Origin of the sequence: Polynucleobacter sp. MWH-Jannik1A5, assembly GCF_018881795.1 — a bacterium.
Taxonomy (GTDB): domain Bacteria; phylum Pseudomonadota; class Gammaproteobacteria; order Burkholderiales; family Burkholderiaceae; genus Polynucleobacter.
Genome location: NZ_JACVPQ010000001.1, coordinates 862,870 through 880,504, shown reverse-complemented (window position 1 = coordinate 880,504; position 17,635 = coordinate 862,870). Strand labels below are relative to the sequence as shown.

Below are 17,635 nucleotides of genomic sequence, written 5' to 3'. Positions count from 1 at the left end.
CATTAATTTTTGTTGGGTGCGCCACGCAATATCCAACTTGTTAATGCAGATAGATCCGCCTCATTCAATTTTGCATTTGCAGGCATTGGCACAACGCCCCAAGAGCCCGCGCCCCCTTTGGCAATTTTATTTTTTAAAAATGTTTGAGCATTTGGATCGCTCTTATATTTTTCTGCAACCGCCTGAAAGCTTGGGCCAACAATTTTTTTATTGATTGCATGACAACCTAAGCAAGCGTTTTGTTTTGCAATGGAGAATGCTTTTTCATCTTCAGCGCTTGCTTGCGCAATAGGTGCGAAAAAAGCGAGCGATGTAAACAAAAAAATTGTTGCTACAGCTACTCGCTTTTTAAACATTAACCACCTTCAAAAAAATTATTGAAATTTTGGCGGGCTGTTTGGTTGTTCTTGATCAGCTTTACCTTGTTTTTCTAAGCGCACTTTTTCTGCATCAGAAATAATGTCAAAGTAAACATAAACATCTTTGACACCATTGGTATTGCTGGCAACCTTCTTCGCAAGATCTGCTTCGCCCTGGGTCAAGATACCCATCAGATAAACACTGCTGCCTTCAGCCACTATCGCCATCGAGTTAGAAGGCAGTTGATCAGTAAAGATCATTTGGGTTTTGATCTTAGACTCGAGATAAGAATCATTTGCACGAGATGTATAGCTGCTATTAGGTCCAATAATTAATTCATTAAATACAGAGCGCGCATTCTTCATTGCTTTTACATAAGCCCCAGCTGCGGCCTTAATGTCAGCATCCTTTACTTCACCAGTCAGCAATACTTTTTGGTTAAATGACGTGACATTAATATGTGCGTTATCACCGAATCGTTTTGACAGGGCATTCTCTGCCTCTAATTCAATTCCCTTGTCGATGGCCTGCACAGCTGGCGTGCGACGATCTGCCATCACGGTTGCGCCTGCAGCAACTCCACCAACAGCAACTACCGCACAACCTGAAACCTGAGACGCAATAAGAGCGGCGAGAAATAATCTTTTAAGAAATGAAATTTTCATTGGGGTTTTTCTGTGTTGAGGTATCAATAACTTTTAGTCAAGCAAAACATGGTCTACGCCATCACATAAAGCGTGAAGTAAAACCAAATGGGTTTCTTGTATGCGTGCAGTGCGAGTTGATGGTGCGCACAAATGAATGTCATCTTTATCTAACAGCTGAGCAATTTTTCCGCCGCCATTTCCGGTCAAAGCAATAATTTTGATTCCCATCTTTTTTGCAGCTTCAATTGCCTTCACAACATTCTTTGAGTTACCGGATGTAGAAATTCCCAGCAGGATGTCACCTTTTTTTCCAAGCCCACGAACTTGTTTGCTAAAAACTTCGTCATAGCTGTAATCATTCCCAACGGCTGTCAGAATAGAAGTGTCAGTTGTCAAAGCAATCGCTGCCAGTTCTTGACGTTCTCTTTCAAATCGGCCAATAAGCTCAGCCGCAAAGTGCTGAGCATCTGCTGCCGAACCGCCATTACCGCAGGCCATTACCTTGCCTCCAGCACGAAGACATTCGACCATTGCCAATACACCCAGGGCAACTGGCTCGGGAAGCAGCTTCTCAGCCTCTTGCTTAACAGCAATGCTGTCTAGAAAATGCTGGGAGGCGCGCTTGCGCAAACGTTCGTTAAGATCTTTTTCCATAGCAATATTATGCGCCAAAGATGCCCCAATTTCACCAGTAATCACCCGATCTCAAAAGCAACGTATTCTCTTGTTAATTACCTAACTTTTATCAGGCAGCTTCATGGAACTTGGCTCATTTGATTTTTTAAAACAGCAGGATCTTCCTGCTGGGGCTCTTTACATGGTGGCCACACCTATCGGCAATTTAGGCGACATTACTTTACGCGCCCTGCACGTATTAAATGCGGTTGATGGAATTGCTTGTGAAGATACAAGGCATAGTGCGGCATTACTCCAGCAGTTTGGAATTCATAAGAAGTGTTTGGCACTGCATGAGCACAACGAAATCAGCGGCGCTCAAACGGTTATCCAGCACCTTTCCAATAATGAACGTTGGGCCTATATTTCTGATGCCGGCACACCAGGCGTTTCAGACCCTGGGGCAAGATTGGTAAATGAAGTTCAAAAAGCAGGGCTGCGAGTCATACCCGTTCCTGGAGCAAGCGCAGTATCTAGCGCAATTTCAGCGGCAGGATCCGTGATGCATAGTGCAGAAGGACGCTTTCAGTTCTTAGGTTTTTGGCCCAACAAAACCAAAGATCGCGACAACTTCTTGCAAGATATTTCTAGCAGCAAAAAAGCCAGCATCTTTTTTGAGTCCCCACACCATATCAAAGAGACTTTGGCCTTGCTGGCAAATCATTTAGATTCTGATCGTCAGCTTTTAGTTTGTCGTGAGCTCACCAAAAAATTTGAAGAGATTGTTTCCCTAGAAGCAAAAAATGTTGCTGCTTGGCTTGAAAGCGCGGAGAGTCTTAGGGGCGAATTTGTGATTGTGGTTGCAGGACGCCCAGCCAATGGTGACGAGGCTCCTGAGCATGCGGCTCTCTTGCTGTGGGCCAATGCGCTAAGCCCCTATATGGGAAGCAAAGAAATCGCCTCAGTCCTCTCGCAAAATTTGGGATTAACAAAAAAAGAGGCCTACCAAATTGCCTTGGATGCAAAAAGCGAATAGCTAAAAAATAAAAAGCTGGCACATGGCCAGCTTTTAAATGGGCGCAACAAAAAATTATTTTGCAGCAGGAGCAGCTGGCGCTTTTGGCTCTGGCAATTTTCCACCAGCAGAGTTAGCCAAATACACAACTGCTCGGCCTAACTCATAATCGCTAACATCAGCAGGGGCCGCTCCACCGCGCGCAGGCATAGCGCCTTTACCTTTAATGACGGATGTCAGTAAACCATCGTAGCCTTTGCCTAAACGTGAAGCCCATGCACCGGCATCACCAAATTTAGGTGCACCTGCAGCGCCGCTCGCATGGCATGCAGCACAAACCGCCTTATAAACTTGCTCACCTGTTTGCAGCTCCTTAGGAGTGCTAGCGTCCTTAAAGTTCAACTGCGCTACTGGCTTAATCAGTTGCTCAGCACTTGCAGAGGAATCGGTGCGCTTGCCATTGTTCACAAACACCATTAACAGCAAAATAATGATGAGTGGCACAAAAAAGCTTGCAAACACCATGATGATGAGTTGTTTTGGGGACTTAATCAGACTTCCGTGCTCGTTGCTCATAAGAATTTATCGTTTGACGGGTTTTAGGGTTGCTTTGCCGTGATTATAACTAGAGAGTAGGGTTATAGGCACTTACAATAGGGAGGAGCCAGATTTTCACTGGCGCCCGTAGCTCAGTGGATAGAGTATTGGCCTCCGAAGCCAAGGGTCGCAGGTTCGATTCCTGCCGGGCGCGCCAAAAACAGAGGGGTTTTTGACTTACATCATGCGAAAAATTGCGAAAACCGCTATCATTTGCACCTAACTTATTGATTCTTATCGTGTCTACACATCTAAATACCGCCCTTTCAGAGCCCTCCCTCACCAACCCTTTGCCGCCAGAGGCGCCATTACCGCATCGAAAAATCATTCGTAGCTGGCTAATTCCAATGGCACAGGGTGAAACTGGGCGTGCAATCTTGCTCCTAGTAATCGATGCTCTCTTATGGCTCGGCTGCATTGCAGGAACTATTTTTGTTGAAAGTATTCTGCTCAAAATTATTTTTGGTTTGGTCGCAGGCTTTGTAACAGGACGCATCTTTATTCTGGGTCATGACGCTTGTCACCAAAGCTACACCCCTAATCGCGAACTCAACAAAGTGTTGGGTCGTATTGCATTCTTGCCATCACTCACACCCTATAGCTTGTGGGATGTTGGTCACAACGTTGTGCATCATGGCCAAACAAATTTGAAGGGTTTTGACTTTGTTTGGGCGCCTTTATCAAAATCAGAATTCGACGCGCTTCCCGCATGGCGTAAGGCTCTAGAGCGCCTTTACCGCAGCGGCTGGGGTCCTGTTTTCTATTACCTAATTGAAATTTGGTGGAGACGTGAGTACTTCCCAAATGCAAAAAATAAACCCGGTGATCGTCCAATTTTCCTAAAAGATAATCTGCTTGTTACCGCATTTGCGATTGTTTGGATCGGCTGCTTAATCGCTGGCGCTATCGCTACAGGACAATCTATCTGGGTTGGCTTAATCACTGGTTTTGTAGTTCCATTTTTGTTCTGGAACGGCATGATTGGATTTGTAGTCTACGTACACCATACCCACCCAAAGGTATCTTGGTATGACAAGAAATCTGAGTGGCTACGTGCTCAACCGTTTGTCTCTACAACCGTACATCTGACTTTTAACTGGATTTGGGGCAAATTGATGCACCACATCATGGAGCACACTGCCCACCACGTCGATATGAGCGTACCGCTTTATCGCTTGCCAGAGGCCCAACAGACACTAGAAACCATCCTTCCAGAGCGTATTTTTGTACAAAAGTTCTCCTGGGCTTGGTATTTCGATACTGCTCGCAAATGCAAGCTATACGACTTTGAAAACAAGGCATGGCTCGATTTTGATGGCAATAAAACAGCAGATTCGGTCCGGGTTGTGCTTAGCCCAGCCCCAGCGGGACAAAACGGGTAAAATAGATCTTCTGTATAAGATTTGCCTTACCCGGATTGCCCATGACTACCTCGACTCCAGCAGCTACCCAAGAAACCTCTCAGAGCCTTAAATTTTGCTCTTCTTGCAGCCGTGAAAAACGACTTGAGGGTGGCACTTGGATTCCAACAAGCAATCGTAAGCAACGCTGGATCTGCGCTAGCTGTTTATACAACCGTACACATCGTACCGGTTCAGCAAAAACCTAATATCACTAGTAGTAAAAAGTTTTAAGCGCGATCTCCAACATAGGGATTCGTTTTTCGTTCTTGGCCGAATGTCGACATGGGTCCATGGCCCGGCACAAACTGAACATCATCCCCCAAAGGCCACAATTTTGTTTTAATCGCGTTACTTAAATCTGCGTGGTTACCTCGTGGAAAGTCTGTTCTTCCGATTGATCCGGCAAACAAGACATCGCCGACAATTGCCAAACGATCCTCTTTATCAAAAAATACAACGTGACCGGGAGTGTGTCCTGGACAATGAAACACTTCAAGATCAATATTGCCCACCTGCACATGATCGCCATTATTCAACCAACGATCAGGCTCAAAAACTTTGGCATGTCCAAAACCAAAGCGCACCGTTTGCTCTGGTAATTGATCAATCCAAAATCGCTCGTCTTCCTGCGGCCCCTCAATAGGCACGCCCAGCTGATCAGCCAAGTCTTTGGCAGCTGCACAATGATCAAGATGCCCATGAGTGAGCAAGATCTTTTTAACGCTTCCACCCATCTGCTTAACGCCATCGAGGATCTTTTCAATATCTCCACCTGGATCTACCACCGCAGCGTCGCCAGTCTCTTGGCAAACCAAGATGGAGCAATTTTGCTCATAAGGCGTAACAGGTACGATTCCTAATTTGATTGGCATATATATCCAGCAGATAAATTCATAATTTGATGATCATTCATTTTATGAGAGTGGGCATAAAATGTGCTTAAAGGATAAAACAATGAACAGCCAAGATACTTTTAAATTTGCAGAAACCCACGAATGGGCCGATCAGGAAGATGATGGCCTAATCTGGGTTGGCATCAGCAACCACGCCCAAGAGGCGCTTGGTGATGTCATGTTCTTTCAAGCACCAAAGCTTGGTCAACAAGTCAAGCAGGGCGAAGCTATTGCAGTGATTGAATCAGTAAAAGCTGCGAGCGATATTCATGCGCCCGTGAGCGGAGAAATTGTTGCTCTTAATGAAGAAGTGGATGCATCGCCTGAGCTTGTTAATGAAAATCCTTATGGTGTTTGGTTATTCAAAATCAAACCCATATCTGATGCGAGTCTTACCTCTGATTTAGGTCAGCTCTTAACTTTAGAAAAATATAATGCAGGTCCTGGGGCCTAAAAGTTAGATTGAAATTGGGTCGCGCTCAATAAGCCAACGGATACGACCTTCCTTGCTAATGCGCCCCTGAGAATTCTCACGCAAATAGCGATCTACTGCTTCTAAAATTTCTTGTAGGTTTTTGCGGTCATCTGACTCCACCAATAGTTGGGCACGCTCTGAACCTGCCACGCGCATCATGGCCTTGGGAACGGGGTCATAGACTCTGAGGCCTTTAGATATGTGGCCGCCAGACTTTAGGTATCCCTTCAAGGTACCCAAAAATTGAATGGCCTTATCCAGGCTTTTAGCCTCAGCATGCACTAATGCCTGATAGGCAAATGGGGGCAGGCCCGCTTCTTTCCTTTCATTTGCCGTAAAGGATAAAAATCCATCGACGTCGTGACGCAGCAAAAACTGGAAGACTGCTGCCTCCGGAAACTGGGTTTCAATATAAATTGCGCCGCTCGCATCACCATCTTTGCCAGATCTTCCGGCACGACCAGCTACCTGAACCAGCTGTGCAAATAATCTTTCTGCTGCCCTGAAGTCTTGAGAAAACAATCTACTGTCAGCATCTAATACGGCCACTAAGCCGATGTTTTGATAATCGTGCCCCTTGGCAATCATCTGGGTGCCAACAACGATATCTACATTCCCCGCATGTATCTCCTGAAAGAGCTCTTCAGCACCCTTGCTTTTTCTGCTTGAGTCCGTGTCGACCCTCAGCACCCGGGCATTGGGCCACATCTCCTCAATAGAGTCTTCAACCTTTTGGGTGCCTTGCCCTAGGGTCTTTAGATCAGCATTGCCGCACTCAGGGCAATGATGCGGGATGCTCTTAGCTAGGCCGCAGTGATGGCAACTCAAAACTGATTTTCTGGTCAAAGCGCCAGCCTTATGAAGCACCATGTATGAACTACATTGCTCACATTTAGATAGCCATGAGCAGGCACTGCAACTCAACACCGGCGCATAACCACGTCTATTGATGAGTATGAGGCTTTGCTGCTGTTTTTCTAAATTCTGACTGACCGCATGAGCAAGCGTTTTAGTAATGAGGCTTTTAGACTTTGGCTTCTCTACATCGCCAGGACTAAATTGTGTTTGTGGATCACGCGTGTTCACTAAATGTACTTTGGGAAGACTTGCGCCTTGTGCACGCTGATCTAAGCGAATGTTTTCATAGCGGCCAGCCCTAGCAGCCATCCAGGTTTCAAGTGATGGCGTGGCGGATGCCAAGAGAATCGGAATATTTAAATCATGAGCTCGCCAAATAGCAAGATCGCGTGCAGAGTAACGAATTCCGTCTTGTTGTTTATAGGATGGGTCATGCTCTTCATCAACAACAATAGCGCGAAGATTGGGTAGCGGCGTTAAAGCGGCAAGACGTGTGCCTAAAATAATTTGCGCTTTGCCAGTCATTGCATCGTGCCATGCAATACCTCTGACTTTTTCACTTACGCCACTGTGAAGCACGACCATTTTTTTGTCTGGGAAATACGCGCGCACCCTGCGCTCTAACTGTGGCGTTAAATTTATCTCGGGTACCAAGAGCAACACTTGTGCATCTGCATCCTGCAAAATTCCGCTGAGCCAATTTAAAAATACTGCAGTCTTTCCGCTTCCAGTTTGTCCTTGTAAAAGAATTGCTTTGAATTTATTCGAGGGGCAGGCTCGCAATTTTTCTAATGCAAGTTTTTGTCCTTCGTTTAAATGGCCTTCATCGACATATCCCTCAACAGCTTCTTGTTTCGTTTTTTTCTTTTGCTTTGCTTCGTCAGCAACTAACTTTTTTGGAATTTTTTCCCAGTCATCCGGCTTTTTCCACATCTGTGGAATGGTGGGGATAATGGTTTCCCCAAGAGCATGGATGTAATACTGACTAGCAAAGTTCATTAAGCGCAGCACTGCTGGGTCTAAAGGGGGCAGTGGGGCAACCTTAGAAACTTTTTTTAATTTATCAATCTCGTAGTCAGAGTGAGCACTTACTTTAATAACAATTCCGACAAGCGAGCTTCGCCCAAAGGGGGCCTCTACCAGCGCACCAATAGTTGGCGGGCCTCCTAGTAACCCCTCATCCCACAGGTAGTCAAAGCCCTGGGCAAGGGGCTTGTCAACGACGACCTGAACAACGATTGGAGGGGCCATGAATTACGTCTGATTTCTTATTTAGCTTGTGGATAAGTCTGTGGATATCATCCGAGGATTCTGATTTATAAACTAATTTATCAGCTTTCCGTTTTTGCACTCTTTTAAAGCTTTTTTGTTATTTTCTATATATATCAATGACTTATAGAGATATTCGAATGTGAAGTTTCATCTTTAATCGCAATCTCACTGAATTTCAAATTTTGTCGCTATCTGTGCATAACTTTCGTTAAAAAAATTATTGGCAAGTTAGCGACTACTCAGGATTATGACTTTGTTCTGAGTGACCTAGAGCGATTAATGACAGCTTCAGCCAGTGCAGTGACGCTCTCAGGAGGGGTGAACTGAGAAATGCCGTGACCCAAATTAAACACATGGCCATCTAAAGGATGTAAACCAGATTTAAGGGCTGGTGCGCTCGCTAAATCTTCCAGAATGAGGCTTGCTTGTTCAGCAATTTGCTTTGGTTCTGAGAACAAGATTAGCGGGTCCAAATTACCTTGCAATGCTAAAGGCTTATTCATTGCGAGCAATTGTTTTCTTGCGCGACTTAATGACATCGTCCAGTCAATCGCAATCACATCAGCACCAACTTGCGCCATGTCATTAAGCCAAATTGCGCCGCCTTTAGTAAACATGATCACAGGAATTTTTCTGCCTTCATGCTCGCGGGGCAACATAGCAATCACTTTTTGCATAGAGGCCAAAGACATCTTTTGATACCAGCCATCTGGAAGCATGCCACCCCAAGTATCAAAAATCATTAGCGCCTGTGCCCCAGCCTTTACTTGCTCAGTTAAATAGGCGGCAACCGATTGTGCATTAATATCAAGAATATGCTGCATCAAATCAGGGCGACTAAACATCATGGTTTTAGCATGACGAAAATCATCAGCACTAGAGCCATCAATCATGTAGCAAGCCAATGTCCATGGGCTTCCAGAGAAGCCAATTAATGGAACGCGCTGTTTGCCATCCTGAATTAATGCTTTACGAATTTCTGAAACAGCGTCAAAAACATATTTAAGCTGATCCATATCAGCTAGACGTAATTTCTTAACCGCCTCTTCAGTACGCAGGGGGTGATCAAAGCTAGGGCCTTCACCGGCGGTAAATTTCAGGCCCAACCCCATTGCATCGGGAATGGTCAAAATATCGGAGAACAAAATAGCCGCATCTAATGGATAGCGATCCAAAGGCTGAAGGGTTACTTCCGTAGCGTAAGCAGGATTTTTTGCGAGCCCTAGAAAACTTCCAGCTCTAGCGCGTGTAGCGTTGTATTCAGGGAGATAGCGGCCAGCTTGACGCATGAGCCAAAGCGGTGTTTGATCAACCGCTTCGCCCAGGCAGGCCTTTAAAAACCGATCATTTAACAGCAAGGAGATGACCGGCTATTACTTTTTACGACGGAAACGAGCAATTGCAGCCAACTGTGCTGCTGCCATTGCAAACTCGGACTGGGCCAAAGCCAAATCAAAGTCAGTGCCACGATTTTGCATAGCTTCTTCAGCGCGCTTCTTGGCTTCAGTAGCTTTAGCTTCATCGAGGTCATGACCGCGAATGGCAGTATCTGCCAATACGGTAACGTGATCAGGCTGAACTTCTAAATAGCCACCTGCTACGAAAACAAACTCTTCATCGCCGTCAGCTTTTTCAATACGAACTGAACCTGGACGAATACGTGTAATCAAAGGAGTGTGGCCGCGCAAAATGCCGAGCTCACCACTTTCGCCAGGAAGCGCAACAAACTTCGCTTCCCCGCTGAAAATAGACTGCTCAGCACTTACTACATCGACGCGTATGGTTGACATAATTTCCCTAGATTAAAGCTTCTTGGCTTTCTCGATGGCTTCATCAATTGAACCCACCATGTAGAACGCTTGCTCAGGCAAGTGATCCAATTCGCCGCTGCAGATCATTTTGAAACCACGGATAGTTTCTTTCAATGGAACGTATTTGCCTGGTGAACCAGTAAACACTTCAGCAACGTGGAAAGGCTGTGACAAGAAACGCTGAATCTTACGAGCACGTGATACAGCCAATTTGTCTTCTGGAGACAATTCGTCCATACCCAAAATCGCAATAATGTCGCGCAATTCTTTGTAGCGCTGCAATGTCATCTGTACGTCACGAGCAACTTCATAGTGCTCTTGACCAACCACTTGTGGGTCGAGCTGACGGCTGGTTGAATCCAATGGATCAACCGCTGGGTAAATACCCAATGCAGCGATGTCACGTGACAACACAACTGTGGAGTCTAAGTGCAAGAAGGTTGTAGCTGGTGACGGATCGGTCAAGTCATCCGCAGGAACGTAAACGGCCTGAATAGAGGTAACAGAACCAGTCTTAGTAGAAGTAATACGTTCTTGCAATTTACCCATCTCTTCAGCCAATGTAGGCTGGTAGCCCACAGCAGAAGGCATACGACCGAGCAACGCAGAAACTTCAGTACCGGCCAATGTGTAACGGTAGATGTTGTCAACGAAGAACAAAATGTCACGGCCTTCGTCACGGAATGCTTCAGCCATTGTCAAACCAGTCAACGCAACGCGCAAACGGTTACCTGGAGGTTCGTTCATCTGACCAAACACCATCGCCACTTTGTCGATAACGTTAGATTCTTTCATCTCGTGGTAGAAGTCATTACCTTCACGAGTACGCTCACCAACACCCGCAAACACTGATAAACCTGAGTGTTGCTTAGCGATGTTGTTAATCAATTCCATCATGTTCACGGTCTTACCAACACCCGCACCACCGAACAAGCCAACCTTACCGCCTTTAGCGAATGGGCAAACTAAGTCAATAACCTTAATGCCTGTTTCGAGCAAGTCAACAGAAGGGGAGAGCTCATCAAACTTCGGTGCTGGTTGGTGAATAGCGCGACGCTCTTCAGTTGCAATCGGACCAGCGTCGTCAATTGGGCGACCCAAAACGTCCATAATGCGGCCCAAAGTTGCTGGGCCAACTGGTACAGAAATTGGCTTACCTGTAGATTTCACTTCCATGCCACGACGCAAGCCATCGCTCGCACCCATGGCAATCGCGCGAACTACGCCGTCGCCGATTTGTTGCTGAACTTCAAAGGTCAACCCTTTTTCAGCAAATGATTTTTCGCCGCTATCAACTAATGTCAATGCATCATAAATGTTTGGCATTTTGTCGCGTGGGAACTGAATGTCCACCACTGGACCGATACACTGCACGATATTTCCGTTACTCATCGCATTTCTCCGCTTTTAATTCCTGAATTCTTTCGTATTCCTAAACGCTGACCGCTTAAACCGCAGCCGCTCCGCCAACAATTTCTGACAGCTCTTTAGTAATAGCAGCTTGTCGTGTCTTGTTGTAATCCAATTGCAATTCGCCAATTACGTTCTTCGCATTATCTGAAGCGGCCTTCATTGAGACCATACGTGCAGACTGCTCAGAAGCCATGTTTTCAGCAACCGCCTGATAAATCATTGCTTCAACGTAACGCTTAAGCAGGCCATTCAAAATGGACTCTGCGTCAGGTTCGTAGATGTAATCCCAAGAGTTGCCCGTTTTCTCTTCTGGAGTCAAAGCTTCTGCCTCCAAAGGCAAGAGTTTTTCTAAAACAGGCTCTTGTTTCATTGCATTTACGAAGCGGGTATATGCCAAATAAACAGCATCAATCTCGCCGCGCTCAAACGCCTCCAATTGGGCAGTAATCGCACCAATCAAAACATCCAAATGCGGCGTATCGCCAATTTGAATTGTTTGAGAAATCAGTTTTGCTTTTGAGCGATTCAAAAATTGCAAACCTTTTGAACCAATTGCGGTGTACGCAATCTCAATATTGTTTTCTTGCAAATCGCGCACTTGGTTAGCAATCAAACGCAAGACGTTGGTATTTAAACCGCCGCACAGGCCCTTGTCTGTCGTAACCAAAATCGTACCAACCTTCTTCACTTCACGAGTTGCCATGTAAGCAGGGCGGAACTCAGGATTTGCTTTAGAAAGATTGGCAACAATCTCACGAATTTTTTCAGCGTATGGGCGCGCATTACGCATGCGCTCCTGGGCGCGACGCATCTTGGATGCGGCGACCATTTCCATTGCCTTCGTGATCTTGCGCGTGTTTTGCACGCTCTTGATCTTAGATCGTATCTCTTTTGTGCTTGCCATGATTTATGCGAGCCCTCTTAGAAAGAGGCAGAACGCTTGTAATCCTCAATAGCAGCGCGCAATGCAGCTTCGTCATCTTTGCTCAAGTCTTTAGTCTCTTCAATACGAGCAACTAAGTCAGCGTATTTAGATTTCAAATGATCTTGCAAACCTTTTTCGAAGGCCAATACGTTCTTCACTTCGAGGTCATCGAAGTAGCCGTTATTAACAGCATAGAGTGAAGCAGCCATTTCCCAAACTTGGAGTGGCTTGTATTGAGCTTGCTTACACAATTCAGTAACACGACGACCGCGCTCTAACTGCTTGCGGGTTGCTTCGTCGAGGTCAGACGCGAACTGTGCAAACGCTGCCAATTCACGATATTGCGCTAAGTCGGTACGAATACCGCCAGACAATTTCTTAATAACTTTAGTTTGTGCAGCACCACCAACGCGGGATACAGAAATACCGGCGTTAATCGCGGGACGCACACCAGCATTGAACAAGTCAGTTTCCAAGAAGATCTGACCGTCAGTAATCGAAATTACGTTGGTTGGAACGAATGCAGAAACGTCACCGGCTTGAGTTTCAATAATTGGCAATGCGGTCAAAGAACCAGTTTTGCCTTTTACTGCGCCGTTAGTGAACTTCTCAACATACTCAGCATTTACACGAGCAGCACGCTCAAGCAAGCGTGAGTGGAGGTAGAACACGTCGCCAGGATAAGCTTCGCGGCCTGGTGGGCGGCGGAGCAACAAGGAGATTTGACGATAAGCAACTGCTTGCTTGGTCAAGTCATCGTAAACAATCAAAGCGTCTTCGCCGCGGTCACGGAAGTATTCGCCCATAGTGCAACCTGCGTAAGCAGAGAGGTATTGCATCGCTGCAGACTCAGAAGCACTCGCTGCAACCACCACGGTGTACTCCATCGCGCCCAATTCTGTGAGCTTACGAACAACGTTAGCAATAGTAGAAGCTTTTTGACCGATCGCCACGTAAACGCAATAAACGCCTTTACCTTTTTGGTTAATGATCGCGTCAACCGCAACAGCTGTCTTACCAGTTTGGCGGTCGCCAATGATCAACTCACGCTGACCACGGCCAATTGGAACCATCGCATCAATCGCCTTCAAACCAGTTTGTACTGGCTGGCTAACAGATTGACGTGCGATAACGCCAGGAGCAACTTTTTCAATAAAGTCAGTTAACTTGGTGTTGATTGGGCCTTTGCCATCAATCGGTTGACCGAGCGCGTTTACAACGCGACCGAGCAACTCTGGGCCAACTGGAACTTCCAAAATGCGGCCAGTACATTTAACTGGGTCGCCTTCTTTAATGTGGGTGTATTCACCCAACACTACGGCACCAACAGAATCACGCTCTAGGTTTAACGCGAGGCCAATGGTGTTGTTAGGAAACTCCAACATTTCGCCCTGCATAACGCCTGACAAGCCATGTACGCGGCAAATACCGTCGGTCACTGAAATAACAGTGCCTTCGTTGCGAACTTGGGAGTCAACGCCCAATTCGCTAATTCGGCTTTTGATCAGCTCGCTGATCTCGGAAGGGTTGAGTTGCATTACTTACTCCTGGGTCTTATTTCGTATGTTCTTAATAGGGATCACTTATGCGCCAAGACTTGCTTGCATTTGAGCTAACTGAGCCTTAACTGAACTATCCATTACTTCGTCGCCAACCTGAATGCGAACACCGCCAATCAATGTTGGGTCAACTTGAATAGTTGGGCGCAATTCTTTACCCCCAAAGCGCTTCTTCAAACTTGACAACAAATCATTCAACGCAGAACCCTCTAAAGGGAATGCGCTGGTAATGTTTACTTCTGCTGCGCCTTCGCTCTTGTTCTTCATTGCTTCAAATTGATGAGCAATTTCAGGAACGGCTGCTAAGCGGTGGTTTTGATTCACAAGATTTAAAAAGCTGGCAACTTTGCCATCTAACTTGGTCTTCACCATGCCAGAAAGTAACTTGCTTAAATCATCAGCGGATACTTTTGGATTGTTTGACAAAGCAGCAACTTCTGGCAAAGCAGCAAGCTGTGCCAATTCGTTTAATTGCTCTAAACAACCAGCGAGCTCAGCTGGCTTGGCGCTTTGAAAAAGCGCTTCCGCATAAGGACGTGCAATAGTGGCTAAATCAGCCATATCAAAGTTCTGCCTTTAGTTGGTCAAGCAACTGGCCGTGCGCTTTTGCATCAACTTCACGACGCAAAATTTGCTCAGCACCTTTAACGGCAAGCACAGCAACTTCTGCTCGCAACACTTCACGTGCGCGAGTAACTTGTTGAGCTGCGTCTTGCTGCGCTTGAGAAATGATTCGAGCTGCTTCAGCTTGTGCGTTAGCGCGAATTTCTTCGGCTGACATTTGTGCACGTTTTTCGGCTTCAGCAACGCGTTGAACACCTTCTTGGCGTGCTTTTGTTAATTCTTGCTCAGCTTCATTGCTGGCTAATGCGAGTGCTTCTTTACCGCGCTCGGCAGCAGCTAAACCATCAGCAATTTTGCTTGAACGCTCATCTAACGCCTTAACAAGTGGTGGCCACACAAAGCGTGCAACAACCCACCATAAGACGAAGAAAACGATCATTTGCGCGAATAGGGTCGCGTTCAGATTCACGATATTCCTTTCAGTATTGTTGAGAACAGTTGGATGACCCCTTGGTCATCCACGCCAAAACAATTACTTAATAACTGCGAGCAGTGGGTTTGCGAAAGCAAACAACATTGCAACACCAACGCCGATCAAGAACGCAGCGTCGATCAAACCAGCCAAAAGGAACATCTTAGTTTGGAGTGGCTCCATCAATTCTGGTTGACGTGCACAAGCTTCGATGTACTTACCGCCCATCAATGCAATACCTAAACAAGCACCGATCGCGCCGAGGCCGATGATGATGCCGATAGCGATTGCTGTGAAACCTTGAATGTTTGCGAGAAATTGTTGCATGTTGCTGACTCCTGAAGTTAAAGAGATAAGTTAAAAATAAAAATCTTAGTGATGGCTATGCGCTTGCCCGATGTAGACCAAGGTCAACATCATGAAAATAAAGGCTTGCAACAAAATAACCAAAATGTGGAAGATGGCCCAAGCTGATCCAGCAATAACATGGCCCACCAATCCGAACAGGGATAAATCTAAATTAAATGTCCACACACTACCTAGCAGTGCGATCAACAAGAAAACCAGCTCGCCGGCATACATGTTGCCGAAAAGTCGCATTCCCAATGAAACACCTTTTGCAAGATATTCGATGATGTTCAAAGCAAGGTTAAATGGGGCCAAGTACCACTTAGCGCCAAACGGTGCAGAAACGAGCTCATGCAAGAATCCGCCAAAACCTTTTACCTTGAAGCTGTAAAAGAAGACTAAGAGCAAAACAGACATAGACATGCCCATCGTTGCATTGAGATCAGTTGTTGGCACAACTTTATGGTGTGGCACATGCACGCCAAAACTTTCAATGAAATGATTTACGCCTAACACCCAATCCACCGGCACTAAGTCCAAAGTGTTGAGCAAGATGATCCAAAAGAATACAAATAGTGCAAGCGGAGCAATGTAAGAACGATCGCCATGAACAATGCTCTTAGATTGTGTCTCTGCCATTTCAACAATCATTTCAACAAAGCACTGGAAACGACCTGGTACGCCAGGGGTTGCGCGACGAGCCGCAATCAACAAAATAAATACAGCGAGCAAACCCATGAGGGATGCCCAAAAAATCGTGTCTAAATTGATAATGCTGAAATCAATAATAGACGTCTGTGGTCCACCTGAATTGTTGAGGTTTTGTAAGTGCTCAGAAATATACGCTGTTGGCGTCATTTGCTCTGCTGCCCCGTGGGCTTGGTTTACTTCGCTAGACATCTCTTAACTAGTCCTTTGTTTCAATCTCAATTGTCACTACTTAGCGCCACAACCACGCCAGCCAAACACACTTCAAGGCAAGCAGGTAAGTCACCAATAATGGGACCCAAAGCACGCCTGGGACTAAATACGCAATCCCAATAAACAGCATTAAAGTCACGACGATTTTGATAAATTCGCCTGAAACTAATGCCGCCAAAAATCTTCCTGGATTCAATATTTGCGATTTTTTTGCCAACTCCAACCTGATTAAAAATAGGGTTGCGGGCAAGACGCTAATTAAACCACCTAAAAAGGCCGACTGAGTATAAAGGCTTACCCCTACCGGCTCCCCAAAAATTGACCAAAACACCATGCTGATAGCCGTAATCAACATTTGAGCCAACACTATTTTCCAAGGTGAAAGCGCTCGGTACTTTGTCGCATTGCTTTGCTGCAACGCAACAATCTCTTCCTTGCTGTAGACCCGAATTACTTCTTCTTCGGGCTCATCCCACTCATTTACCTCGGAAAATTGATTTTTTTGAGGAATCAATTTAGCCCCGAAAGTTTAATGTGTGCACTGCAATATGTCAAAGGATTTGGGGACATTTTTCGCCCTTATTTATGACTCAATACCCAACTTTTTTAATAAGGAATCAAGCTCATCAAATTGACTAAAGCGGATTCTGAGCTCTCCGCCCTTGCCTTTAAGCTTAAATTCCGTACTTAAACCAATTAAATCCGCTATTTCTTGGGTTAAACGCTGCATATCGGGATCGGTGCTTTTTGCTGGGCTACCAGGTTTACTTTTAGCCTTTTTGTCGCCTATTTGACCGCCAGCAATCACCAAAGCTGCGGTCATTCTTTCGGCTTCTCGCACTGATAGGCCTTGAGCAGAAATTCTTTGGGCTAGAGCAACCTGACTAGAACCTGGAAGCGGAAGTAGCGCGCGGGCATGTCCCATGTCTATGTCACCAGCCAGCAGCATGGCTTGCACCGGCTTTGCCAGCTGGGCCAGCCGTAACAAGTTTGTAATGGCGCTGCGAGATTTTCCTACCGCCTTAGCGGCCTGCTCATGCGTAAAACCAAACTCCTCGATCAACCTGGCTAAGCCTTGGGACTCTTCAAGAGGATTTAAATCTTCACGCTGCATATTTTCAACCAAAGCCATTGCGGCGGCGGCTTGATCATCTGCACCAGAAACTAAAACAGGAACCTCTTTTAAGCCAGCAATAGTGGCGGCGCGAAAACGTCTTTCGCCAGCAATGATTTCATATTTGCCGGGGGCCACCAAACGAACTAACAGCGGTTGCATCACGCCTTGTTCACGAATACTTTCTGCCAACTCTTGCAATGCGCCCGCTTCCATTTTTTGGCGCGGCTGATATTTGCCTGCCTGAAGAGCTGTTAGCGGTAAACGGTTAATGTCGGTGGATGGGCTGGCTTGTTGGGTTTTTTCTCCAAGCAAAGCTTCAAGACCTCTACCTAAACCTTTTTTCTTAATAGCAACCATGTTCAATATTTTC

The 17,635-nt window shown here is 46.0% G+C and carries 21 protein-coding genes and 1 tRNA gene; 5 read left to right on the top strand and 17 right to left on the bottom strand.

What is annotated here, in order from left to right; genetic code table 11:
• Positions 1-2 precede the first annotated feature (2 nt).
• Genes ICN23_RS04420 through ICN23_RS04410 form a run of 3 tightly spaced genes read right to left on the bottom strand, consistent with a single transcriptional unit; the run spans position 3 to position 1,661 of the window.
• Positions 3-356 (bottom strand): c-type cytochrome, encoded by a 354-nt coding sequence (locus tag ICN23_RS04420; protein WP_216231082.1) that lies wholly within the window; start codon positions 354-356, stop codon positions 3-5.
• A gap of 18 nt (positions 357-374) precedes the next feature.
• A complete protein-coding gene (locus ICN23_RS04415; protein WP_216231081.1) occupies positions 375-1,025 on the bottom strand; it encodes a BON domain-containing protein in 651 nt (216 codons plus the stop codon).
• A gap of 33 nt (positions 1,026-1,058) precedes the next feature.
• Complete coding sequence (locus ICN23_RS04410; RefSeq protein ID WP_216231080.1) at positions 1,059-1,661, bottom strand: phosphoheptose isomerase; 603 nt, start codon at positions 1,659-1,661, stop codon at positions 1,059-1,061.
• A 103-nt stretch (positions 1,662-1,764) separates the two neighbouring features.
• Between ICN23_RS04410 and rsmI the strand changes: the two genes are divergently transcribed.
• Positions 1,765-2,658 (top strand): 16S rRNA (cytidine(1402)-2'-O)-methyltransferase, encoded by an 894-nt coding sequence (rsmI, locus tag ICN23_RS04405; RefSeq protein ID WP_216231079.1) that lies wholly within the window; start codon positions 1,765-1,767, stop codon positions 2,656-2,658.
• A gap of 54 nt (positions 2,659-2,712) precedes the next feature.
• Here the strand turns inward: rsmI and ICN23_RS04400 are convergent, their stop codons facing one another.
• Positions 2,713-3,213 carry a cytochrome c5 family protein gene (locus ICN23_RS04400; RefSeq protein ID WP_216231078.1) on the bottom strand — a complete coding sequence of 167 codons (501 nt, stop codon included), beginning with the start codon at positions 3,211-3,213 and terminating at the stop codon, positions 2,713-2,715.
• Positions 3,214-3,315: 102 nt separating this feature from the next.
• Here ICN23_RS04400 and ICN23_RS04395 point away from each other — a divergent pair.
• From ICN23_RS04395 to ICN23_RS04385, 3 genes are all read left to right on the top strand, one after another.
• Positions 3,316-3,391: transfer RNA gene (locus ICN23_RS04395), tRNA-Arg, on the top strand.
• A 190-nt stretch (positions 3,392-3,581) separates the two neighbouring features.
• Positions 3,582-4,616: a fatty acid desaturase gene (locus ICN23_RS04390; RefSeq protein ID WP_216231913.1), complete on the top strand. Its 1,035-nt coding sequence runs from the start codon at positions 3,582-3,584 to the stop codon at positions 4,614-4,616.
• 41 nt (positions 4,617-4,657) lie between these two features.
• Positions 4,658-4,843, top strand: a complete 186-nt coding sequence (locus tag ICN23_RS04385; protein ID WP_041396810.1) for a hypothetical protein — start codon at positions 4,658-4,660, stop codon at positions 4,841-4,843.
• 21 nt (positions 4,844-4,864) lie between these two features.
• Here ICN23_RS04385 and ICN23_RS04380 read toward each other — a convergent pair whose 3' ends face one another.
• Positions 4,865-5,509: an MBL fold metallo-hydrolase gene (locus tag ICN23_RS04380; protein WP_216860540.1), complete on the bottom strand. Its 645-nt coding sequence runs from the start codon at positions 5,507-5,509 to the stop codon at positions 4,865-4,867.
• Positions 5,510-5,591: 82 nt separating this feature from the next.
• On the opposite strand from ICN23_RS04380, the gene gcvH reads away from it, so the two are divergent.
• Positions 5,592-5,984, top strand: coding sequence for a glycine cleavage system protein GcvH (gene gcvH, locus ICN23_RS04375; protein ID WP_255532699.1), 393 nt, complete (start codon positions 5,592-5,594; stop codon positions 5,982-5,984).
• Positions 5,985-5,987: 3 nt separating this feature from the next.
• Here the strand turns inward: gcvH and priA are convergent, their stop codons facing one another.
• The 12 genes from priA to ICN23_RS04315 form a co-directional block, all read right to left on the bottom strand.
• The gene (priA, locus tag ICN23_RS04370; protein ID WP_216231075.1) at positions 5,988-8,114 is read right to left on the bottom strand and encodes a primosomal protein N'; all 2,127 of its coding nucleotides are present in this window, start codon (positions 8,112-8,114) and stop codon (positions 5,988-5,990) included.
• 266 nt (positions 8,115-8,380) lie between these two features.
• Positions 8,381-9,499, bottom strand: a complete 1,119-nt coding sequence (gene hemE, locus ICN23_RS04365) for a uroporphyrinogen decarboxylase (protein ID WP_216231911.1) — start codon at positions 9,497-9,499, stop codon at positions 8,381-8,383.
• A gap of 9 nt (positions 9,500-9,508) precedes the next feature.
• Positions 9,509-9,925 carry a F0F1 ATP synthase subunit epsilon gene (locus ICN23_RS04360; RefSeq protein ID WP_215299186.1) on the bottom strand — a complete coding sequence of 139 codons (417 nt, stop codon included), beginning with the start codon at positions 9,923-9,925 and terminating at the stop codon, positions 9,509-9,511.
• 12 nt (positions 9,926-9,937) lie between these two features.
• Entirely contained in the window at positions 9,938-11,338 is a 1,401-nt protein-coding gene (atpD, locus tag ICN23_RS04355; protein ID WP_071467468.1) for a F0F1 ATP synthase subunit beta, read from the bottom strand.
• A 55-nt stretch (positions 11,339-11,393) separates the two neighbouring features.
• Positions 11,394-12,263 carry a F0F1 ATP synthase subunit gamma gene (gene atpG / locus ICN23_RS04350; protein ID WP_216231073.1) on the bottom strand — a complete coding sequence of 290 codons (870 nt, stop codon included), beginning with the start codon at positions 12,261-12,263 and terminating at the stop codon, positions 11,394-11,396.
• Between the two features lie 17 nt (positions 12,264-12,280).
• Complete coding sequence (gene atpA / locus ICN23_RS04345) at positions 12,281-13,822, bottom strand: F0F1 ATP synthase subunit alpha (protein WP_215348165.1); 1,542 nt, start codon at positions 13,820-13,822, stop codon at positions 12,281-12,283.
• 45 nt (positions 13,823-13,867) lie between these two features.
• Positions 13,868-14,404 carry a F0F1 ATP synthase subunit delta gene (locus ICN23_RS04340; RefSeq protein ID WP_216231072.1) on the bottom strand — a complete coding sequence of 179 codons (537 nt, stop codon included), beginning with the start codon at positions 14,402-14,404 and terminating at the stop codon, positions 13,868-13,870.
• A gap of 1 nt (position 14,405) precedes the next feature.
• On the bottom strand, positions 14,406-14,876 hold the full coding sequence (locus ICN23_RS04335; RefSeq protein ID WP_072582048.1) for a F0F1 ATP synthase subunit B: 471 nt from the start codon (positions 14,874-14,876) through the stop codon (positions 14,406-14,408).
• Between the two features lie 63 nt (positions 14,877-14,939).
• Positions 14,940-15,206 (bottom strand): F0F1 ATP synthase subunit C, encoded by a 267-nt coding sequence (atpE, locus tag ICN23_RS04330; RefSeq protein ID WP_012357116.1) that lies wholly within the window; start codon positions 15,204-15,206, stop codon positions 14,940-14,942.
• Between the two features lie 45 nt (positions 15,207-15,251).
• Entirely contained in the window at positions 15,252-16,127 is an 876-nt protein-coding gene (gene atpB / locus ICN23_RS04325; RefSeq protein WP_068320055.1) for a F0F1 ATP synthase subunit A, read from the bottom strand.
• Positions 16,128-16,167: 40 nt separating this feature from the next.
• Positions 16,168-16,662 (bottom strand): ATP synthase subunit I, encoded by a 495-nt coding sequence (locus ICN23_RS04320; RefSeq protein ID WP_216231070.1) that lies wholly within the window; start codon positions 16,660-16,662, stop codon positions 16,168-16,170.
• A 69-nt stretch (positions 16,663-16,731) separates the two neighbouring features.
• Complete coding sequence (locus ICN23_RS04315) at positions 16,732-17,622, bottom strand: ParB/RepB/Spo0J family partition protein (RefSeq protein WP_216231069.1); 891 nt, start codon at positions 17,620-17,622, stop codon at positions 16,732-16,734.
• Positions 17,623-17,635: the final 13 nt, after the last annotated feature.

Excerpts from the sequence above, each read along its gene's own strand:
- ICN23_RS04420 (WP_216231082.1), bottom strand. The coding sequence starts at position 356 with ATGTTTAAAAAGCGAGTAGCTGTAGCAACAATTTTTTTGTTTACATCG.
- ICN23_RS04415 (WP_216231081.1), bottom strand. The coding sequence starts at position 1,025 with ATGAAAATTTCATTTCTTAAAAGATTATTTCTCGCCGCTCTTATTGCG.
- ICN23_RS04410 (WP_216231080.1), bottom strand. The coding sequence starts at position 1,661 with ATGGAAAAAGATCTTAACGAACGTTTGCGCAAGCGCGCCTCCCAGCAT.
- rsmI (WP_216231079.1), top strand. The coding sequence starts at position 1,765 with ATGGAACTTGGCTCATTTGATTTTTTAAAACAGCAGGATCTTCCTGCT.
- ICN23_RS04400 (WP_216231078.1), bottom strand. The coding sequence starts at position 3,213 with ATGAGCAACGAGCACGGAAGTCTGATTAAGTCCCCAAAACAACTCATC.
- ICN23_RS04390 (WP_216231913.1), top strand. The coding sequence starts at position 3,582 with ATGGCACAGGGTGAAACTGGGCGTGCAATCTTGCTCCTAGTAATCGAT.
- ICN23_RS04385 (WP_041396810.1), top strand. The coding sequence starts at position 4,658 with ATGACTACCTCGACTCCAGCAGCTACCCAAGAAACCTCTCAGAGCCTT.
- ICN23_RS04380 (WP_216860540.1), bottom strand. The coding sequence starts at position 5,509 with ATGCCAATCAAATTAGGAATCGTACCTGTTACGCCTTATGAGCAAAAT.
- gcvH (WP_255532699.1), top strand. The coding sequence starts at position 5,592 with ATGAACAGCCAAGATACTTTTAAATTTGCAGAAACCCACGAATGGGCC.
- priA (WP_216231075.1), bottom strand. The coding sequence starts at position 8,114 with ATGGCCCCTCCAATCGTTGTTCAGGTCGTCGTTGACAAGCCCCTTGCC.
- ICN23_RS04360 (WP_215299186.1), bottom strand. The coding sequence starts at position 9,925 with ATGTCAACCATACGCGTCGATGTAGTAAGTGCTGAGCAGTCTATTTTC.
- atpD (WP_071467468.1), bottom strand. The coding sequence starts at position 11,338 with ATGAGTAACGGAAATATCGTGCAGTGTATCGGTCCAGTGGTGGACATT.
- atpG (WP_216231073.1), bottom strand. The coding sequence starts at position 12,263 with ATGGCAAGCACAAAAGAGATACGATCTAAGATCAAGAGCGTGCAAAAC.
- atpA (WP_215348165.1), bottom strand. The coding sequence starts at position 13,822 with ATGCAACTCAACCCTTCCGAGATCAGCGAGCTGATCAAAAGCCGAATT.
- ICN23_RS04340 (WP_216231072.1), bottom strand. The coding sequence starts at position 14,404 with ATGGCTGATTTAGCCACTATTGCACGTCCTTATGCGGAAGCGCTTTTT.
- atpE (WP_012357116.1), bottom strand. The coding sequence starts at position 15,206 with ATGCAACAATTTCTCGCAAACATTCAAGGTTTCACAGCAATCGCTATC.
- atpB (WP_068320055.1), bottom strand. The coding sequence starts at position 16,127 with ATGTCTAGCGAAGTAAACCAAGCCCACGGGGCAGCAGAGCAAATGACG.
- ICN23_RS04315 (WP_216231069.1), bottom strand. The coding sequence starts at position 17,622 with ATGGTTGCTATTAAGAAAAAAGGTTTAGGTAGAGGTCTTGAAGCTTTG.